Source organism: Streptomyces sp. NBC_00454, from assembly GCF_041434015.1.
GTDB lineage: Bacteria > Actinomycetota > Actinomycetes > Streptomycetales > Streptomycetaceae > Streptomyces.
Window position 1 is genome coordinate 2,967,318 of sequence record NZ_CP107907.1, and the last position, 16,955, is coordinate 2,984,272.

At 73.9% G+C, this 16,955-nt stretch carries 14 protein-coding genes; 5 read left to right on the top strand and 9 right to left on the bottom strand.

Going from position 1 to position 16,955, the window contains the following annotated elements; all coding sequences use genetic code 11:
• Positions 1-5: 5 nt before the first annotated feature.
• The 4 genes from OHU74_RS13710 to OHU74_RS13725 form a co-directional block, all read right to left on the bottom strand.
• On the bottom strand, positions 6-1,139 hold the full coding sequence (locus OHU74_RS13710) for an SIS domain-containing protein (protein ID WP_330296674.1): 1,134 nt from the start codon (positions 1,137-1,139) through the stop codon (positions 6-8).
• 99 nt (positions 1,140-1,238) lie between these two features.
• The gene (locus tag OHU74_RS13715; protein ID WP_371616154.1) at positions 1,239-1,427 is read right to left on the bottom strand and encodes a Trm112 family protein; all 189 of its coding nucleotides are present in this window, start codon (positions 1,425-1,427) and stop codon (positions 1,239-1,241) included.
• 178 nt (positions 1,428-1,605) lie between these two features.
• The gene (locus tag OHU74_RS13720) at positions 1,606-2,976 is read right to left on the bottom strand and encodes a phosphomannomutase/phosphoglucomutase (RefSeq protein ID WP_371616155.1); all 1,371 of its coding nucleotides are present in this window, start codon (positions 2,974-2,976) and stop codon (positions 1,606-1,608) included.
• Positions 2,977-3,068: 92 nt separating this feature from the next.
• The gene (locus OHU74_RS13725) at positions 3,069-3,446 is read right to left on the bottom strand and encodes a DUF3499 domain-containing protein (protein WP_371616156.1); all 378 of its coding nucleotides are present in this window, start codon (positions 3,444-3,446) and stop codon (positions 3,069-3,071) included.
• 217 nt (positions 3,447-3,663) lie between these two features.
• Here OHU74_RS13725 and OHU74_RS13730 point away from each other — a divergent pair, with 217 nt between their 5' ends.
• On the top strand, positions 3,664-4,047 hold the full coding sequence (locus OHU74_RS13730; protein WP_371616157.1) for a metallopeptidase family protein: 384 nt from the start codon (positions 3,664-3,666) through the stop codon (positions 4,045-4,047).
• A 64-nt stretch (positions 4,048-4,111) separates the two neighbouring features.
• On the opposite strand, the gene OHU74_RS13735 is transcribed toward OHU74_RS13730, so the two are convergent.
• The 4 genes from OHU74_RS13735 to OHU74_RS13750 form a co-directional block, all read right to left on the bottom strand.
• On the bottom strand, positions 4,112-4,522 hold the full coding sequence (locus OHU74_RS13735) for a hypothetical protein (RefSeq protein WP_371616158.1): 411 nt from the start codon (positions 4,520-4,522) through the stop codon (positions 4,112-4,114).
• Between the two features lie 50 nt (positions 4,523-4,572).
• On the bottom strand, positions 4,573-6,057 hold the full coding sequence (locus OHU74_RS13740; protein WP_371616159.1) for a DUF5719 family protein: 1,485 nt from the start codon (positions 6,055-6,057) through the stop codon (positions 4,573-4,575).
• The gene (locus OHU74_RS13745; RefSeq protein ID WP_371616160.1) at positions 6,054-9,722 is read right to left on the bottom strand and encodes a glycosyltransferase family 2 protein; all 3,669 of its coding nucleotides are present in this window, start codon (positions 9,720-9,722) and stop codon (positions 6,054-6,056) included. The genes OHU74_RS13740 and OHU74_RS13745 overlap by 4 nt, the downstream gene beginning before the upstream one ends.
• A 313-nt stretch (positions 9,723-10,035) precedes the next feature.
• Complete coding sequence (locus OHU74_RS13750) at positions 10,036-10,299, bottom strand: WhiB family transcriptional regulator (RefSeq protein WP_112450237.1); 264 nt, start codon at positions 10,297-10,299, stop codon at positions 10,036-10,038.
• Positions 10,300-11,037: 738 nt separating this feature from the next.
• Between OHU74_RS13750 and OHU74_RS13755 the strand changes: the two genes are divergently transcribed.
• From OHU74_RS13755 to OHU74_RS13770, 4 genes are all read left to right on the top strand, one after another.
• A complete protein-coding gene (locus tag OHU74_RS13755; protein WP_371619672.1) occupies positions 11,038-11,529 on the top strand; it encodes a cysteine dioxygenase family protein in 492 nt (163 codons plus the stop codon).
• Positions 11,530-11,572: 43 nt separating this feature from the next.
• Complete coding sequence (cofD, locus tag OHU74_RS13760; protein WP_371616161.1) at positions 11,573-12,532, top strand: 2-phospho-L-lactate transferase; 960 nt, start codon at positions 11,573-11,575, stop codon at positions 12,530-12,532.
• On the top strand, positions 12,529-13,848 hold the full coding sequence (locus OHU74_RS13765; RefSeq protein ID WP_371616162.1) for a coenzyme F420-0:L-glutamate ligase: 1,320 nt from the start codon (positions 12,529-12,531) through the stop codon (positions 13,846-13,848). Before cofD ends, OHU74_RS13765 begins: the two co-directional genes overlap by 4 nt.
• 318 nt (positions 13,849-14,166) lie before the next feature.
• Complete coding sequence (locus tag OHU74_RS13770) at positions 14,167-15,276, top strand: DNA-3-methyladenine glycosylase (protein ID WP_371616163.1); 1,110 nt, start codon at positions 14,167-14,169, stop codon at positions 15,274-15,276.
• Positions 15,277-15,376: 100 nt separating this feature from the next.
• Here OHU74_RS13770 and OHU74_RS13775 read toward each other — a convergent pair whose 3' ends face one another.
• Entirely contained in the window at positions 15,377-16,837 is a 1,461-nt protein-coding gene (locus OHU74_RS13775; protein WP_371616164.1) for a peptidoglycan recognition protein, read from the bottom strand.
• Positions 16,838-16,955: the final 118 nt, after the last annotated feature.

The following is a 16,955-nucleotide window of genomic DNA, read 5'->3' on the forward strand; positions in this document are numbered from 1 at the left end:
GTGCCTCAGCTGTGTCCCCCGGAGGCCAGCGCCAGGTAGGCGGTGGCGAAATCCGTGACGGCGAGGAGTTCGGCGAGCTGTTCCAACTCGGTGCCCTCCTCCGGTTCGAGCTCGCTGATGGCCGTGTCGTGGCTGAGGGCGAGCTCTCGTGCGGCAGGGGCGGCTGTCAGTCCGCCTGCGGGCCGGTCGCGCAGCAGGACGATGCGTGCGCGAAGGGCCTGCGGTTCTTCCACCCGGTCGCGGAAGAAGTCATCGGGATCGGCGCCGGCGGCGAAGGAGCCGGCGAGCAGGATTCCGTGGGCCGGCAGGGCCTCGGGGAGGTCGGCGGCCAGTGCGGGGCGGCCGGCGAGCTCGGCGAGGGTGGCGGCGAACCGGCGGCCCGCGGGTCCGGCTCCGATGCCCTCGCTCCAGATGAGCGGGAGGGAGTCGGCGAGCTCGGAGGCGAGGGTCTTGGCCGGGTTGGAGTAGGTGGCGATGGCGGGTCCGCAGCGGGCGGCGGTGCGGTCGAGCCGGTCGGCCACGGCTTCCAGGGTGCCGGGGGCGGCGGCGATCAGGCCGACCCGGTCCAGGAGCACCAGCAGCGGGGTGAGCAGGGCCCACAGGGCGCCGGGTCCGGCCGCGGCGGACTCGTCGTACTCCTGGTACGGGGCTTTCGCCATCGGTACCAGGAGCCCGTGCGCCCCGTCCACGGCTTCGCTCAGCGGCGAGCGTTCGGGGGCCACGGCAACGACGGTGGAGCCGCGCCGGTAGGCCTGCTCGGCGAGGACGGCGAGGCCGGGCTCGGTCCCGTCGGTGGTGGCGATGAGCAGCAGGTCGACGGGTCCGGCCCAGCCGGGCAGGGTCCAGCGCAGGGCCCCGGCGGCGTGGGCCACGCCGGTGGGGTGGAGCCTGATGACGGGCGCGGAGGCTCCGGCGAGCGCTCCGAGCAGGTCGGCGACTCCGGTGGCGGCGGTGCCGGGCCCGGCGATGAGGACCGCGCGGGGGCGGCCGTCGGGGCGCAGGTCGCCGAGGCCGGCCTCGGCGGCGTGCCGGGCCGCGGTGCGCACCCGGGCCCCGGCGTCGGCGGCGCCGCGGAGCAGGCCGCGGCGGTCGGCACGGGCGAGATCGTCCGGTGCGTCGAGGAGCGACTCGTCGAGCATTGGCGGCCTCCGGCTATGTCTGTGACGTGACCAGTGGTGAGCGAACCATGGTGGTGACGGAACCAGTCTCAGCGTGTGCGCGGGGTGGCTGTGGCAACCTCAGGCGGGTCGGCGCGCCTCGTCCACCAGGAGCACCGGGATGCCGTCGCGGACCGGGTAGGCGAGGCCGCACTCCCGGCCGCCGGTGCAGATCAGCTCGGGAGCCGTGTCGTCTGCCGACTTGTCCTCGAGGGGAGCGTGGCAGGCGGGGCAGGCGAGGATCTCCAGGAGACCGGCTTCGAGCGGCATGGTGCGCTTCCCTTCGGGATACGGATGGGCCAGGTCAGCGTACCGCCGAGTCATCTGCGGTGCGGGCCGGGAGTGTCGGTGCGGCGCCGTTGCCGAGGGCTCTGCCCCCGGACCCCCGCGCCTCAAACGCCGGCGGGGCTGAATCTGCCCCTCGGGCGAACCCCGCCGGCGTTCGGCGTCATGCCCGGATGAGGGCCAGCGCCTCGTCGCGGACCTTGGCGAGGGTCGCGGAGTCGCGGGCCTCCACGTTCAGGCGCAGCAGCGGCTCGGTGTTGGAGGCGCGTACGTTGAACCACCAGTCGGTGCTCGTCACTGTGAGCCCGTCGAGTTCATCCAGGGTGACGTCCTCCTGGCCGCCGTATGTCTCCTTGACGGCGGCCAGGCGTGCGGCCTGGTCGGCGACCGTGGAGTTGATCTCGCCGGAGCCCGCGTAGCGGTCGTAGGAGGAGACCAGGTCCGAGAGGGGGCCGTCCTGGCCGCCGAGGGCCGCGAGGACGTGGAGCGCGGCGAGCATGCCGGTGTCCGCGTTCCAGAAGTCCTTGAAGTAGTAGTGCGCGGAGTGCTCGCCGCCGAAGATGGCGCCCGTCCTGGCCATCTCCTCCTTGATGAAGGAGTGGCCGACGCGGGTGCGGACGGGGGTTCCGCCGTGTTCGCGGACGACCTCGGGTACGGACCAGGAGGTGATCAGGTTGTGGATCACGGTGCCCGTGCCGCCGTTGCGGGCCAGCTCGCGGGCGGCGACCAGGGCGGTGATGGCGGACGGGGAGACGCCCTCGCCGCGCTCGTCGACGATGAAGCAGCGGTCGGCGTCGCCGTCGAAGGCGATGCCGAGGTCGGCTCCTTCGGCCTTCACGCGGGCCTGGAGGTCGACGATGTTCTTCGGGTCGAGGGGGTTGGCCTCGTGGTGGGGGAAGGTCCCGTCCAGTTCGAAGTACATGGGGACGAGGTCCAGCGGGAGGCCGGCGAAGACGGTGGGGACGGTGTGGCCGCCCATGCCGTTGCCCGCGTCGACGACGACCTTGAGCGGGCGGATGGCGGCGAGGTCCACCAGGCCCTTGAGGTGCGCGGCGTAGCCGGTGAGGGTGTCCTGCTCGGTGACGGTGCCCGGGACGGTGCCGGCGGGGATCGCGGGGGCGCCCTCGTCGCTCCACTTCTCCGCGAGCTCGCGGATGGTGGACAGGCCGGTGTCCTGGCCGACCGGGGCGGCGCCGGCGCGGCAGAGCTTGATGCCGTTGTACTGGGCCGGGTTGTGGGAGGCCGTGAACATGGCGCCGGGCAGGTTCAGCTTGCCGGAGGCGTAGTACAGCTGGTCGGTGGAGCACAGCCCGATCAGGGTGACGTCCACGCCGCGGGCTGCTGCGCCGCGGGCGAAGGCGCCGGACAGGGCGGGCGAGGAGGGCCGCATGTCGTGGCCGATGACGATCGCGCTCGCGCCGGTGACCTCGACGAACGCGGCACCGAACAGTTCGGCCAGGGGCTCGTCCCACTCGTCCGGCACGACGCCCCGTACGTCGTACGCCTTGACGATGTTCGATAGATCGGTGGCCACTGACTGCCCTCCTGAGGGTGATGTGCGGTGGGGCAAACCTACCGTGGACACCTGGCCGCCAGTCGGGCGATTCGAACAGTCGAGGGACCGGCTCAGGAGTCCGGCGAGCGCAGCACGCGCAGGTGCCCGCGCCGGGTTTCGCCCGTGGTGGGTCCGCCCTGCCCCGCGGCGCCGCGGGCTTCGGCCGTGCGCTCCGGGGGGCGGGCGGCTTCGCGTACGGCGTTGGCGAGGGCTTCGAGGTCGTCGCCGGTGGGGCGCGAGGGCGGGGAACCGTCGGTGAGACGCACGACGTCCCAGCCGCGCGGGGCGGTCATGCGCTCCGAATGCTCGGCGCACAGGTCGTAGCAGTGGGGTTCGGCGTAGGTGGCGAGCGGGCCGAGAACTGCGGTCGAATCGGCGTAGACGTACGTCAGTGTCGCGACGGCAGGGCGGCCGCACGCAGTGCGCGAACAGCGACGTACAAGGCTCACGACGTTGGACGGTACCGCACTCTTGACCGGGCCGCGACGACTCTCCCCCCGGCCGCTCCCCCGTGTCGGCTGATCACCCCCGCCCCGGCGGGGGTGTGCGGGCTACCCTGCGGGGGTGACGGACAGCACCCTGCCTCCCCTTCCTAACGACTCCGATGCCCCGGCCGCTGCCGGCGGCGAACCGCGGGTGCGGCGGCGCGACCGGCACGGTCGGGGGATGCGCGGGCCGGTGGCCCCTCCGCAGGTGCCGCTGTCGGCGAGCCGCGCGGAGCTCTTCGGCGACCTCGTACGGGATTCCGTGGAGCGGCTGGAGCGGCGCTGGCCGCAGCTGGCGGACGTGGAGTTCATGGTCGGCGACGTCCCCGGCCCGCCGGGCGGCGCGGACGCCGGCTGGAACGACGAGGCGGTGCCGCTGGGAGGGCTGGCCGAGGCGGGGGACGGGCGGCCGGCGCGGATCGTGGTGTTCCGGCGGCCGGTGGAGATCCGCACGAAGACGCGGGACGAGAAGGCGATGCTCGTGCACGAGATCGTGGTGGAGCAGGTGGCGGAGCTGCTGGGCCTGTCGCCGGAGACGGTGGACCCGAGGTACGGGCAGGACTAGGCCGTCTCTTCCGGATCTTGCCGGGCCCGCGCCGGCTCGACCGACAAGATCCGAAAGAGACGACCTAGGCCGTCGGGCTCTGCCCGGGGAACGGCGCGAGGTCGGGCCGCACCCAGGTCTCCTTGCCGGCCGCCAGGGTCTCGGGGCGGTAGTAGCGGGACAGCAGGTCCTTGTCGAGCAGGTCGGGGTGGCGGTCGGCGAAGGCGTCGAAGCCGGTGGCGTCGATGGTGTCGGTGGCCCCCGCGTCCCCGGCCGCCCGGCCGACGAGCTCGACCCAGGCCCGGGTCGTCGTCGCGTGGTACTTCTGCGGGGCGCCGGCCGCGGTGGCCGTGCGCAGGATGCCTTCGGCGACGAGGTCCGCCGCCGCGGGCACGCCGTGGCGGCGGACGGCCAGCCAGGTGAGGTGCACGTGCTGGCGGTGTCCGAACCGGTCGCTGGTGGCCATGACCTCGCCGAACATGTCCTCGAAACTCATGCGTCCACGGTACGGGGCCGCTCGGGCTGAGCGGGCCCGGTCAGCCCCGCTCAGTCCGTGAGGACCGACAGGTCCTGGGTGGCCTTGGGGACCGAGACCGTCGCATGGTCGTCCGACGCGGTCTGGACCGTGAACATCGGGGTCCCGTCGCGCGGCAGGGTCAGGGTGCGGGACGCGTAGACCGGACCGCCGGAGACGGTTTCCACCGTCAGGGCGTAGGAGCCCTTGCCGCCCGCCGGGGCGAGCGTCACCTTCTGGGTGGTACCCGCCTTGACGGTGACCTCCTGGCCGGCCGGCTCGCCGCCCTCGGTGCCCGGCGAGGCCGTCACCTTGACCTTCGCGTCGGCTCCGGTAGCCGTCAGGGAGAGCACCGTCGCGTTGTCGTCGGTGCGGTTGTCGGCCACGGTCGCCCGCTTGCCCACCGGGGCGGCCGCCTGGATGAAGCCGAGGTCCTGCTTGGCACCGCTGCCGCGGACCACCCGCAGCGCGGCGACCACGGGGACGGTCTGCTTGCCTTCGGACGGGGACAGCACGAGGGAGCCCGGTTCGCCGCGGGTGACGTCCTTGAGGTCGACGCTGGCGGTCATCCCGGCCTTGACGTGGATCCCCTCGTTGCCCGCCGGGCTGATGGAGCCGCTCGCTGCGGCGAGCCGGATCCTGAGGTCCGCGTCCTCCTCGCCGGGGGCGAAGACGACCAGCCGTACGTCGGTGGCGTCCGCCGGGATGCCCGGCATGACCAGCGTCCCCGTCGGGTCGACGGAGGCGGGCAGCCAGTCGGAGCCGACGCCCTCCTCGCCCACCTGCACGGTGGCCCCGACCCGGCCGGCGCGGGTGGTCACGTGCGCGGTGAGGTCCGCGAGCTGTGCGCCGGGGGCGAGGGAGGCCAGCGAGATGGCCTTGCTGGACTTGGGGTCGATCCGGATGTTCTCGCTGGTGCCCGCCTCGGCCTTGACCGCACCGTCCGGGCCGAAGAGCTTGATGTCCACCACGGCGGCGTTGTCGTCGGGGTTGGTGAGGTGCACGTAGTCCTCGCGCCCCTTGGCGGTGCTCACCGCGGGGAACCAGAAGTCGGTGGCGGGCACGGTGCAGCTGGTGCCGAGGAGTCCGCGGGTGCGGCCGACGGAGACCACGGTGGTCTGCTGCGCGGTCCAGCCGGGGGCGAGGAACCCGTCGGCGGTGCCGGTGAGCGCGGGGGCCTCGGCGCCGGAGGCCTTGGCGCCGACGGGCTTTGCGGGCTCCTTGAGTTCCAGTACCGGCTTGGCGTCCTTGGTCGCGCCGAGCAGCCGGGCCGTGCCCTTGCCGCCGGTGGCGGCCGCGCCCGGGGTGATCGAGGTGTACACGGTCTCGGCGATGTCGGAGGTGCTGGGTGCGGGGCACACCAGCAGGGACCGCTCCACCGGCATCCGGGCCGCGGCCTTGCCGGACGCGGCGGCGGGGGCGCCGTCCGCGGTGGGCGCGATGAGGGTGGCCAGGCCGGTGACGGCGGCCAGCGCGGCCGTCACGGCGGCGAGCGTCAGGGGTACGCGCTGCTTCACTGCTGGGGGCTCCCGTCCGGACGCGGGACGTGCTGCCCGTCGTGCTGTCCGTCGTGCGGCTGTCCATAGGCGTCGTAGGGCTCGTACGGGTACTGCTCGTACTGCTGCTGCGGTTCCTGGTACGGCTGCTGTTCCCCGTACTGCGGCGGCTGCTGGGGCTGCTGCGGGTACGGGTAGGGCTCGTACTGCTCGTACTGCGGCTGGTGCTGCGGCTGGTGCTGCGGCTGGTTCGGCGCCTGCTGCTGCGGTTCCTGGCCGCCGTAGGCGTAGCCGTCCTGGTCCACGTACGCCTGCTGGTAGGCGTACGCGTCGTCCCCGTACGCCTGTTGCTGCGGGATCTGCGCGTACGGGTCGGCCGCGACGGCCGCCTCGGCGGGGGCTTCGGCCTCCGCCTCGGACTGTTCGCGCAGCCGGCGGGCGCGGCGGCCCTCGCCGGCCTCCTCGGCGGGCGCGGTCTCCTCTTCGGGGAGGTCGTCGTCGAGGCTGGTGCGGCGGCCCGGGAGGGCCATGACCAGGAGCACGAGGGCGAGCAGGCCCTGGGCCCAGTGCCAGGCGGTGCGGGTGAGGGCGTCCTGGTGGACGAGGTCGAGACGGCCGCCGGAGGCGGGGAGTTCGAAGCCCTGGGCCCAGCCGTCCAGCGTCTTGGCCTTGAGGGGCTTGCCGTCGAGGGTGGCCTGCCAGCCGGGGGCCGCCGTGTCGGCGATGCGCAGGGTGCGGCCCGCCTCGCCCGCCGGGATCTTGGTGTGGGCTTCGACGGGGCCGGAGGCGACGGGGATGGGCGCCTCGCCGGGCTTGGCGGAGACGATGACGGCCCTGGCGACCTGGCGGTCCACGCGCCACAGGGCGCTGCCTTCGAGCTTGCTGAGGCGGCTGAGGCCCGGGGTGGCGTCGAGGACGCGGCCGATCTCCTGCGGGGCTCCGTCGCGGACCAGGACGTAGCGGATGGCGAAGCCGCCGAGCTGGTCGCTCTGGTCGGCGCCGGATCCGGCGACGAGGCTGGAGACGACCTTGTCGAGGCGGGTGTCGCTGCCGGCCTGGTCGGCGAGTTCGGCGTCGCCCAGGCGGCCGCCGGAGCCGCGGACGAGGCTGTACGAGAGGGCGGCGGGCGAGGTGGCGCCGATGACCAGGGTGCGGGCCTGGTCGCGGGTGCCGCTCTCTTCGGCGACGAAGGCGGGCACCTGTACGGGGTCGCGGCGCTCCAGCGGTCCGGCGGCGCCGCTGAGCATCCAGCCGGCCGCGCCGATCAGGGGTCCGGCTGCGGCGGCCAGTGCGATGAGGGCGGCGAGCGGCTGGCGCCAGCCGAAGCTGCGGGCGGCGACGCGTTCCCTGGCTCCGTCGGCGCCGACTGTGGCGGCGGCCAGCAGGGCGAGTCCGTAGACGAGGGTGGCGGGGCCGGCCCAGGCGCTGCGGTTGACGAGGACGGCCAGGACGAGCGCGGCGAGCGCGGTGGCCCAGGCGGTGCGGACGGCGAACTGCCGGTCGGTGCGCAGCAGGGCGCCCAGGGCGGCGAGCACGATGCCGATGAGGATCAGCCCGCCGGCGGTGCGGGGTCCGCCGGGGCTGATGCCGAGCAGGTCCAGGGCGGTGGCCGAGCCGGCTCCGTAGGGCAGTCCGGCCTCGTGCAGGAAGCGGGTGGGGTGCAGGAGCAGGCTCAGCGACCAGGGTGCGAGGACCAGGAGCGGGACGGCGAGCATCGCGAGGAGGCGCGGTCCGTACGTCTTCCAGTGCGCGCGGCGCAGGACGAGGGCGGCGGCCGCGAGTACGGCGGCGAGCGGCCAGACGACGGGGGTGAAGGCGGTGGCCAGGGTCAGCAGGAGGGTGTAGGTCCAGGCCGAACGCCAGCTGCCCCCGGGGCCGTCGCCACCGGCCGCGCTGTCGAATCCGAAGGCGGCGACGGCGGAGCGGGCGATGAGCGGGAGCAGGATCGCCAGGACGGCGGTGCCCAGGCGGCCGCCGGCGAGGGCTCCGGTGACGGCGGGCAGGAAGGCGTAGGCGACGGCGGCCCAGGCGCGCAGCAGCCGGGATTCGACGAGCGGCCGGGAGGCGAAGTAGGCGCTGAGTCCGGCGAGCGGGACGGAGCAGACCAGGAGCAGGGTCAGAGCGGCGTTGGTGGACCCGAAGAGCAGGGTGGAGAGGGCTCCGAGGACCGCGAGGTAGGGGGGTGCGCCGGTGGTGGTGCCGGTGCCGACGGGCTGCCAGTCGTCGGCGTAGACGTGCCAGAGGGCGGGTCCGCTGCCGGGGGCGGGGAGCAGGGCGCCGCCCATGAGGGCGCCGCCTCCGAGGAGGGAGCGGCAGGCGACGACGGAGACGAGCAGGAGGAGTCCGAAGAGGACGGGCGCGGGCTTGCGGGCGATCCGCTTGAGGCGCGCGAACTGTTCGATCTCCAGGTAGTCGGCGTCGTCTCCGCCGGGTCCGGATTCGACGGCTCCGCCGTGCCGGCCCGCGTTGCTGGTGTCGGTGTCGCCGTCGGCGCCGAAGTAGCCCGCGAGCTGTTCGGCGTTGGCGCGCAGGGTGGCGCCGGGCGGCGGGAAGAGGGGGCGCAGTTCCTTGGCGGGGACGGCGGGACGGCGCCGGGCCTTGCGGGCGGCGAGGATCCGGCCGGGGCGCAGGAGGGTGGCGAGGAGGCCGGTGATCTCGTCGACGGCCTGTCCGGGCGCCTTGCCGATGAGATAGGCGAGGGCGCGCAGGAGGGTGCCGACGAGGACGCGGAGCAGGACGTACGGGAGGGCGCGGCCGGAGCTGTTGGCCAGCATCGTGTAGACGGCGCCGGCCTTGTCCACGCGGTGCGGGCTGGCGGTGGTGCGGCCGGCGCAGTCGACGGTGCGGCGTTCGCGGGCGGAGGCCTCGGCGTGCCGGACGACGGCGTCGGGGGCGATGAGGACGGTGTGGCCGGCGCTCTGGGCCCGCCAGCACAGGTCGACGTCGTCGCGCATGAGGGGCAGTCGGCGGTCGAAGCCGCCGAGGGCGTCGTACACGTCGCGGCGGATCAGCATGCCGGCGGTGGAGACGGAGAGGACGGGCTGGACCTGGTCGTGCTGGCCCTGGTCCTGTTCGCGGCGGTCGAGTCCGGTCCAGCGGCGGCCGCTGCGGGCGATGGTGACGCCGACTTCGAGGAGCTGCTTCTTGTCGTACCAGCCGCGCAGTTTGGGGCCGATGACGGCGGCGTCGGGGTTCTCCTCGGCGACGCGCAGGAGTTCGGCGAGGGCGTCGGGCTCGGGTGCGCAGTCGTCGTGGAGCAGCCAGAGCCACTGGACGGGTTCGCCGTGGGGCAGTTCGGGCAGGTCGTACGTGTCGTCGCGCCAGGTGCGGCTGACGGGATCCCAGCCGGAGGGGCGCTTGAGGTACGGGAGGTCTTCGGGGCTCAGGGTGCCTGCGGTGCGGGCGGCTTCCTCGACCGCGGCGCCGAAGCCGGTGCGGCGGGCGAGGTGCACGACGCGTTCGTCGCCGAAGGCCTCGCCGAGCAGGCGCGCGGAGTCGTCGGCGCTGCCGGTGTCCGCGGCGATGTGGTTCTGGGCGGGGCGCTCCTGACCGAGGAGGCCCGCGAGGGTCCGGGGCAGCCAGCGGGAGCCGTCGTGGGCGACGAGGACCGCGGTGACGACGTGCCGGGGGAACTCTGGTGCGGCGGCAGCCTGGTGGGAGGCGCTCGACTGGCTGTGCAGGGACATCGCGGTACGGGCCCTCCGGCCGGGGGTCCGGGGGTGTTGTGCCCTCGGAGGCTGCTGGACAGCGCCCCACACTAACGGCTGGGAACAAGTCGGTCCGCCTCCTGCGGGGAAGGTGCGGGAGGCGGACCGTTTGCTCTGCTCGTCGTACTGCTTGCCGTGCTGTTCGTTGTACTGCCATTTGTGCCGCTATGCGTACGGCGGTGCGTACTGTCGCGGGCACGGTCGGCTATGCCGGTGGATATGCCGTCGGGGTCGCCGTCGGATATGTCGTACGTGGTGCCGTGGGCGCCGATCGCCGCGCGCCGAGGGCGTTTCAGACGGCGGCCTTCTTCAGACGCCGGCGCTCGCGCTCGGACAGGCCGCCCCAGATGCCGAATCGCTCGTCGTTGGCGAGGGCGTACTCAAGGCATTCGGAGCGGACTTCGCACGCGAGGCAGACCTTCTTGGCCTCGCGGGTGGAGCCGCCCTTCTCCGGAAAGAAGGACTCGGGGTCGGTCTGGGCGCAGAGAGCTCGCTCCTGCCATCCGAGCTCTTCGTCCGCCTCCTCGACCAGCAGTTCCTGAACCAGCTCGGTCATGTGCGCCCCTCGCTCTGTCTGTGCGTCCCCGTGGTGTTGCCGTTACTCATCGCTACGTAACGACACGAGTGAAATTACAAGTGTGAGGCTCCAGCGCAGTCAAGCCGAGATCTGCTATTGGGCCCCTTATTCACTCTGCGGAACCAAGCCTATGCAGAAAGTGTTCATATCGCCAAAAATCGTGACACATGCCACATGCATCACACGCGGCACCTCCTCCCCTGTAGTCGACGCGTCACTCTGTGGTGTGGTTCCGATCCGGCCGAAGAAGCGGCGTAGATCACATTTCAGCCACAGGGGGACATCACACCTCTTGACAGGTTTGAGACGGCCACAGCAGCTGTGGCGCGACTTGCAGCGCCACATCCCCTGGTGGGGACTGCACAAACCTTTCTCCGGGCACCGTAACCGGATGAGGTGAAACTTTTCTACCAAACCGGACATTGGGTTGACAGTCCGGCCCCTCAACGGGTCTCCTTGTTGCCATGTCAGCGCCCGCAGCCGCCACCCGGACCCCCATTCGTGGGTTCCTGTGCGCTGCCCAGGTTCGCTGTTGCTGTTGCAGCTGTTGATGCCCCCGGAGCTCCGGCTCCGCTGAGCTCCAGCCCGGCCCCCCACAGCGACCGCCTGCACGACTGACATCCGTCGAGGAACCCCCCGATGAACAGCACCAGCACCCTGAGCCACGCCCCCACCACGGCTCCCCGCACGTCCGTCCCCACCCCCGCCGCCGCCCCGATGGTCGAGAGCGACCTCCAGATCGCCGGCGACATCCTCTCCGTCCAGCACCTCCTGCAGCCCGCCCGCGAGCACCCGGCCACCGTCGCCGAGTTCGTGGGCCTCGCCCGCTCCATCGCCGAGGACCGCTCCCAGTGGGAGCACCTGGTCCGCTACGACGCCACCACCCGCTGGTACCACCGGCTGCGCACCGGCCCCGGCTACGAGGTCTGGCTGCTCAGCTGGGTCCCCGGCCAGAGCAGCGGGCTGCACGACCACGGCCCGTCCTCCGGCGTGCTGACCGTCCTGGACGGGGAGCTCACCGAGCACACCGCCCGCGGCCCGCTCACCCTGCGCGCCGGCTCCCAGCGCGTCTTCGCCCCCGGCTACGCCCACGAGGTCGCCAACGACGGCCTCGAAGGGGCGGTCAGCCTGCACGTCTACTTCCCCGGCCTGACCGAGATGCCGATGCACAACTGCTCCCCGGCCCGGCCGCAGACCGTCTCGGTCTGACCGGAGCACCACCCGCTCAGAGCGGCCTGACACACTGCGACACATGCGCATTGTTGTTCTGGCCGGCGGCATCGGCGGCGCCCGTTTCCTCCGCGGACTCAAGTCGGCGGTTCCCGACGCGGACATCACGGTCATCGGCAACACCGGTGACGACATTCACCTGTTCGGGCTCAAGGTGTGCCCCGATCTGGACACGGTGATGTACACCCTCGGCGGTGGCATCAACGAGGACCAGGGCTGGGGCCGCACCGAGGAGTCCTTCACCGTCAAGGAGGAACTCGCGGCGTACGGGGTCGGACCCAGCTGGTTCGGCCTCGGCGACCGCGACTTCGCCACCCACATCGTCCGCACGCAGATGCTCGGTGCGGGCTACCCGCTCAGCGCCGTCACCGAGGCCCTGTGCGACCGCTGGCAGCCCGGAGTCCGGCTGCTCCCCATGTCCGACGACCGGGTCGAGACCCACGTCGCGATCACCGAACCCGGCAGCGGCGAGCGCAGGGTCATCCACTTCCAGGAGTACTGGGTGCGGATGCGCGCGGCCGTGGACGCCGAGGCCGTCGTCCCCGTGGGCGCCGAGCAGGCCAAGCCCGCACCCGGCGTACTGGAGGCCATCGCGGCCGCCGACGTGATCATCTTCCCGCCGTCCAACCCCGTGGTCTCGGTCGGCACCATCCTCGCCGTCCCCGGGATCCGCGAGGCCGTGGCCGCCGCCGGGGCGCCCGTCGTGGGCCTCTCCCCCATCGTCGGGGGCGCTCCCGTGCGCGGGATGGCCGACAAGGTGCTCGCCGCCGTCGGCGTCGAGTCCACCGCCGCCGCCGTCGCCCTGCACTACGGCACCGGGCTGCTCGACGGCTGGCTCGTGGACACCGCCGACGCGGACTCCGTCACGGAGGTGGAAGCCGCCGGCATCACCTGCCGGGCGGTTCCGCTGATGATGACCGACCTGGAGGCCACGGCCGCCATGGCGCGGGCCGCGCTGGAACTGGCGGAGGCCTCCCGGTGACCGCCCCGCGCGCTCCTCACCCGCACGGTCCCTCGTACGAGGTGCGGGCGCTCGGCGGGATCCCCGAGGTGCGGCCCGGCGACGACCTGGCGCAGCTGATCGCGGCCGCCGGGCCCGCCCTGCGCGACGGGGACGTGCTGCTCGTCACCTCGAAGATCGTCTCCAAGGCGGAGGGCCGGATCGTCCGCGCCGATTCGCGCGAGGCAGCGATCGACGCCGAGACCGTACGGGTCGTCGCGCGCCGGGGTCCCCTGCGGATCGTGGAGAACCGGCAGGGCCTGGTCATGGCGGCGGCCGGGGTCGACGCCTCGAACACCCCCGCCGGCACCGTCCTGCTGCTGCCCGAGGACCCCGACGCCTCCGCCGCCGCGATCCGGGCCGGGCTGCGGGAGTCGCTCGGCGTGGACGTGGGCGTGATCGTGACGGACACCTTCGGGCGGCCGTGGCGCACCGGGCTCACGGACGTGGCGATCGGCGCGGCGGGCGTACGGGTCCTCGACGACCTGCGCGGGGGCACCGACGCCCACGGGAACCCGCTGAGCGCGACGATCGTGGCCACCGCCGACGAGCTGGCCGCCGCGGGCGACCTGGTGAAGGGGAAGTCCGAGGGGCTGCCGGTGGCGGTCGTACGGGGCCTCGCGCACGTGCTCGGCGAGGGCTCCTCGGCGGCGGACCTGGTCCGCTCCCCCGCCGACGACATGTTCCGGCTGGGCACCTCGGAGGCGGTCCGCGAGGCCGTCACCCAGCGCCGTACCGTACGGGCCTTCACCTCCGAGCCGGTGGACCCGGGCGCGGTCCGCCGGGCGGTGGCGGCGGCCGTGACGGCCCCGGCTCCGCACCACACGACTCCGTGGCGGTTCGTCCTGCTGGAGTCCGAGGGATCCAGGCTGGAACTCCTCGACGCGATGCGGGACGCGTGGATCGCGGACCTGCGGCGCGACGGCAAGTCCGAGGAGTCCATCGCCAAGCGGGTCCGGCGGGGCGACGTCCTGCGGGCCGCGCCGTACCTGGTGGTGCCGTGCATGGTGAGCGACGGCGCCCACGACTACGGGCACGCGCGGCGGGACGCGGCGGAGCGGGAGATGTTCGTCGTGGCCATGGGCGCGGGCGTGCAGAACTTCCTGGTCGCGCTGGCCGGGGAACGGCTGGGCTCGGCGTGGGTGTCCTCGACGATGTTCTGCCGCGAGGTGGTGCGCAAGGTCCTGGGCCTCCCGGAGGACTGGGACCCGATGGGCGCGGTGGCAGTGGGCCACCCGGCCTCACCGGCCCCGGCCCGGTGGGAACGCCCGACGGAGGACTTCATCGAGGTCCGCTGACCCTGACCCGCCGGTGCCTCTGACCCGCTGGTGCGGGCCTCTGACAGGCCCCCGGACCTGGGGGCGCGGCCCCGGCACGTCGTGGACCGTGGCCTGGCAGCGGGTCCGGGCGAGGCCCGGCGCCTGGGTCCGGGCGCAGCCCGGCAGGGGCCGCCCGGGGCGGAGCCCGGGGAACGGGTCCGGGCGGAGCCCGGGGAACGGGTCCGGGCGGAGCCCGGGGAACGCGTCCGGGCGGAGCCCGGGTACGGGTCCGGGCGGAGCCCGGGGAACGGTGGAAGGGCGGGTCGGGGACAAGCCCCGCAGGGCTACGCTCGAGGCATGGCCGGCCGCTTCGACCCACTCACCCGCGCCGCGGTCCGCGGCGGCCGCACGGACGTGCCTCCGGCGACCGGGACGGCCGCGGGCTCGGGCCTCGCCGAAGGCAGCGGCAGCGGCAGCGGCAGCGGCAGCGGCAGCGGCAGCGGCAGCGGCAGCGGCAGCGGCAGCGGCACAGCCAAGGGCACCGCCGCCCCCGGCGGCCCGGCCAGGACCCGGACCTGGGCTCCGCCCGGGCCCCTCGATCTGGGGCTCGTCCTCGGGCCGCTGCGGCGCGGCCCGGCCGATCCCAGCTTCCGGGCCGCCGCCGGTGCCGTCTGGCGGGCCACCCGTACCCCCGCCGGCCCCGCCACCCTCCGGGTGGCCGCGCAGGGCGGGGAGGTGCTCGCCGAGGCCTGGGGGCCGGGCGCCGACTGGGTGCTCGACGGGCTTCCCGAACTGCTGGGCGCCGCCGACGATCCGGCGGCCTTCGTACCCCGGCACAGGCTCCTGCACGCCAGTCACCGCCGCCGCCCGGGTCTGCGGCTGACCCGTACCGGTCTGGTCCTGGAGTCCCTGATCCCGGTGATCCTGGAGCAGAAGGTCACCACCGACGAGGCGTACCGCGCCTGGCGCCGCCTGGTCGTCCAGTACGGCGAACCCGCCCCCGGACCGGAGCAGGGCCTCCACGTCCCTCCGGCGCCCCGCACCTGGGCGATGATCCCCTCCTGGGACTGGCACAAGGCCGGCGTGGACTCCAAGCGCTCCGCCACCATCGTCCGCGCGGCCCGCGTCGCCGCCCGCCTCGAAGAGGCCGCCGCCATGGACCTGTCCGCCGCCACCGCGCGGCTCCAGGCCGTTCCCGGCATCGGGCCGTGGACCTCCGCCGAGACCCTCCAGCGCAGCAACGGCCACGCCGACGCCGTCACCACCGGCGACCTGCACCTCCCGGGCATCGTGGGCTACGCCCTGGCCGGGGACCGGGACGCCGACGACGCCGCCATGCTGGAGCTGCTCGCCCCGTACGCCGGCCAGCGCCACCGGGCGGCCCGCCTGATCCTGCTGGCCGGCCCGGCCGCGGTCCCGCCCCGCCGCACCCCCCGGATGCCCCGGGGGGACATCGGCAGGCTGTGAAACGCCCCTAGGCCGTCTCTTCCGGATCTTGCCGGGCCCGCGCCGCCCGGCACGGCACCGGACGACGCGGGCTCGACCGACAAGATCCGAAAGAGACGACCTACCGGCCCTGGAGCTTCGCCGACGAGGTGCGGGTCGGGGGGAGTTCGCCGTAGAGCAGGCGGCCCGGGCATTCCGTGGCGAAGCCGTCGCGGTGGCCGGAGATGACGTTCAGGCGGACGTTGCTGCCCTTCGGGTAGAGGTTGCCGCCGCCCGAGCGCAGGGTGGTCTTCGCGCGGGGGTCCGCTCCGAAGAGGCCGAGCTTCCAGGCGGTGAGGCGGGCCACCGCGTCGACCGCCGCCTTCGGCGGGGCCGTGTTGGTGAAGGTGCCGATCACCGCGACGCCCATGCTGTCGGTGTTGAAGCCCATGGTGTGCGCGCCCATGACCGCCTTGGCGACCCCGCCCGCGCGGCCCTCGTAGACCGTGCCGCACTTGTCGACGGCGAAGTTGTAGCCGATGTCCCGCCAGCCCTCGCTGACCACGTGGTAGCGGTAGAGGCTGCGCAGCACCGCCGGGGCGTCCTTGCAGGCGTAGCCGTTGCCGGAGGCGGTGTGGTGGACGAAGGCGGCCTTGACCGTGTTCGTGTAGACGAAGCCCCGCTCGCGCAGGTTCTCGTCCGCGCCCCAGCCCTTGCGGGTGACGATGCGCGGGCGCGGGCCGATGAAGGGGCGGGCGGCGGCGTTCAGCGAGCTGTCGGCGAGGACGGCGTCGGCGGTGGAGTCGGCCTTGTCGAGGGCGGTGATCTCGTTGGCGCCGAGGGGGGCCATGGGGACGTTGGCGGAGGAGGACTCCGTCATCTCCATGGTCATGCCGGGGAGCAGGGGCAGCTCGCCCTTGTCGTCGCCTTCTCCCGCGGGGCCCGGCGCTGGTGCCTGCTCGGGTGCCTGCTCGGGTGCCGGCTCGGGCGCCGCGCCGTTCTTGGCGTCCGTCGCCCGGCGGCCGGAGGTGTCCCCGGGGTCGACGAGGTCGATCCGCATCCCCTTGGGGAGCTTGGTCAGGGTGCCGCTCGGTGCCTGGACCCGGACCTGGATGCCGTCCGAGGCGCCGACCCAGAGCGGGGCGGTGGCGCCGTGGACGCGGCCGGAGCCGCGTTCGGCCGTGTCGGGGTCGGCGGCGTGTTCGCCGTTGTGGGTTTCGACGTCCTGCCAGTCGGACCAGGTCGCGGTGGCCGCGGAGCGGGTGCGGATCTGGACGGTGCCTTCGAGCCGGGCGCTCGCGTCGTCCCAGACGACGCCGACGAGCGAGAAGTTCCTGGCGTCGCGGGCGGCCAGGCCCTGCGTCTCGGGCAGGCGGGGCGAGGCGCTCATTCCGGGGACGCCGGGGGTGCGGTCGGCCGCGGGTCCCAGGGGGACGAGCGGTACCGACTCGGTGGACCCGGCGGGGGCCGCGGGGGCGGCCTGGGCGGTCGGGGCGGCCGGGGGGACCGCCTCCGCCGCCAGGGCCGTAGTGGGGAGCGCGAGCGGCAGGGCCAGTACGGCAGCCGTCGCGACGCCGATCGAGGAAGCAAGGAATCCACGCATGGAAAGGATGCTGGGGACTCCCGGGGGCGCTCGCCATCCGAGAACTGACGCTCCGTCTGATCGAGCCCCCCGACCCCCTCCTCCGTACGGGGGACCTTGCCGCCGCCGTACGGAGGAG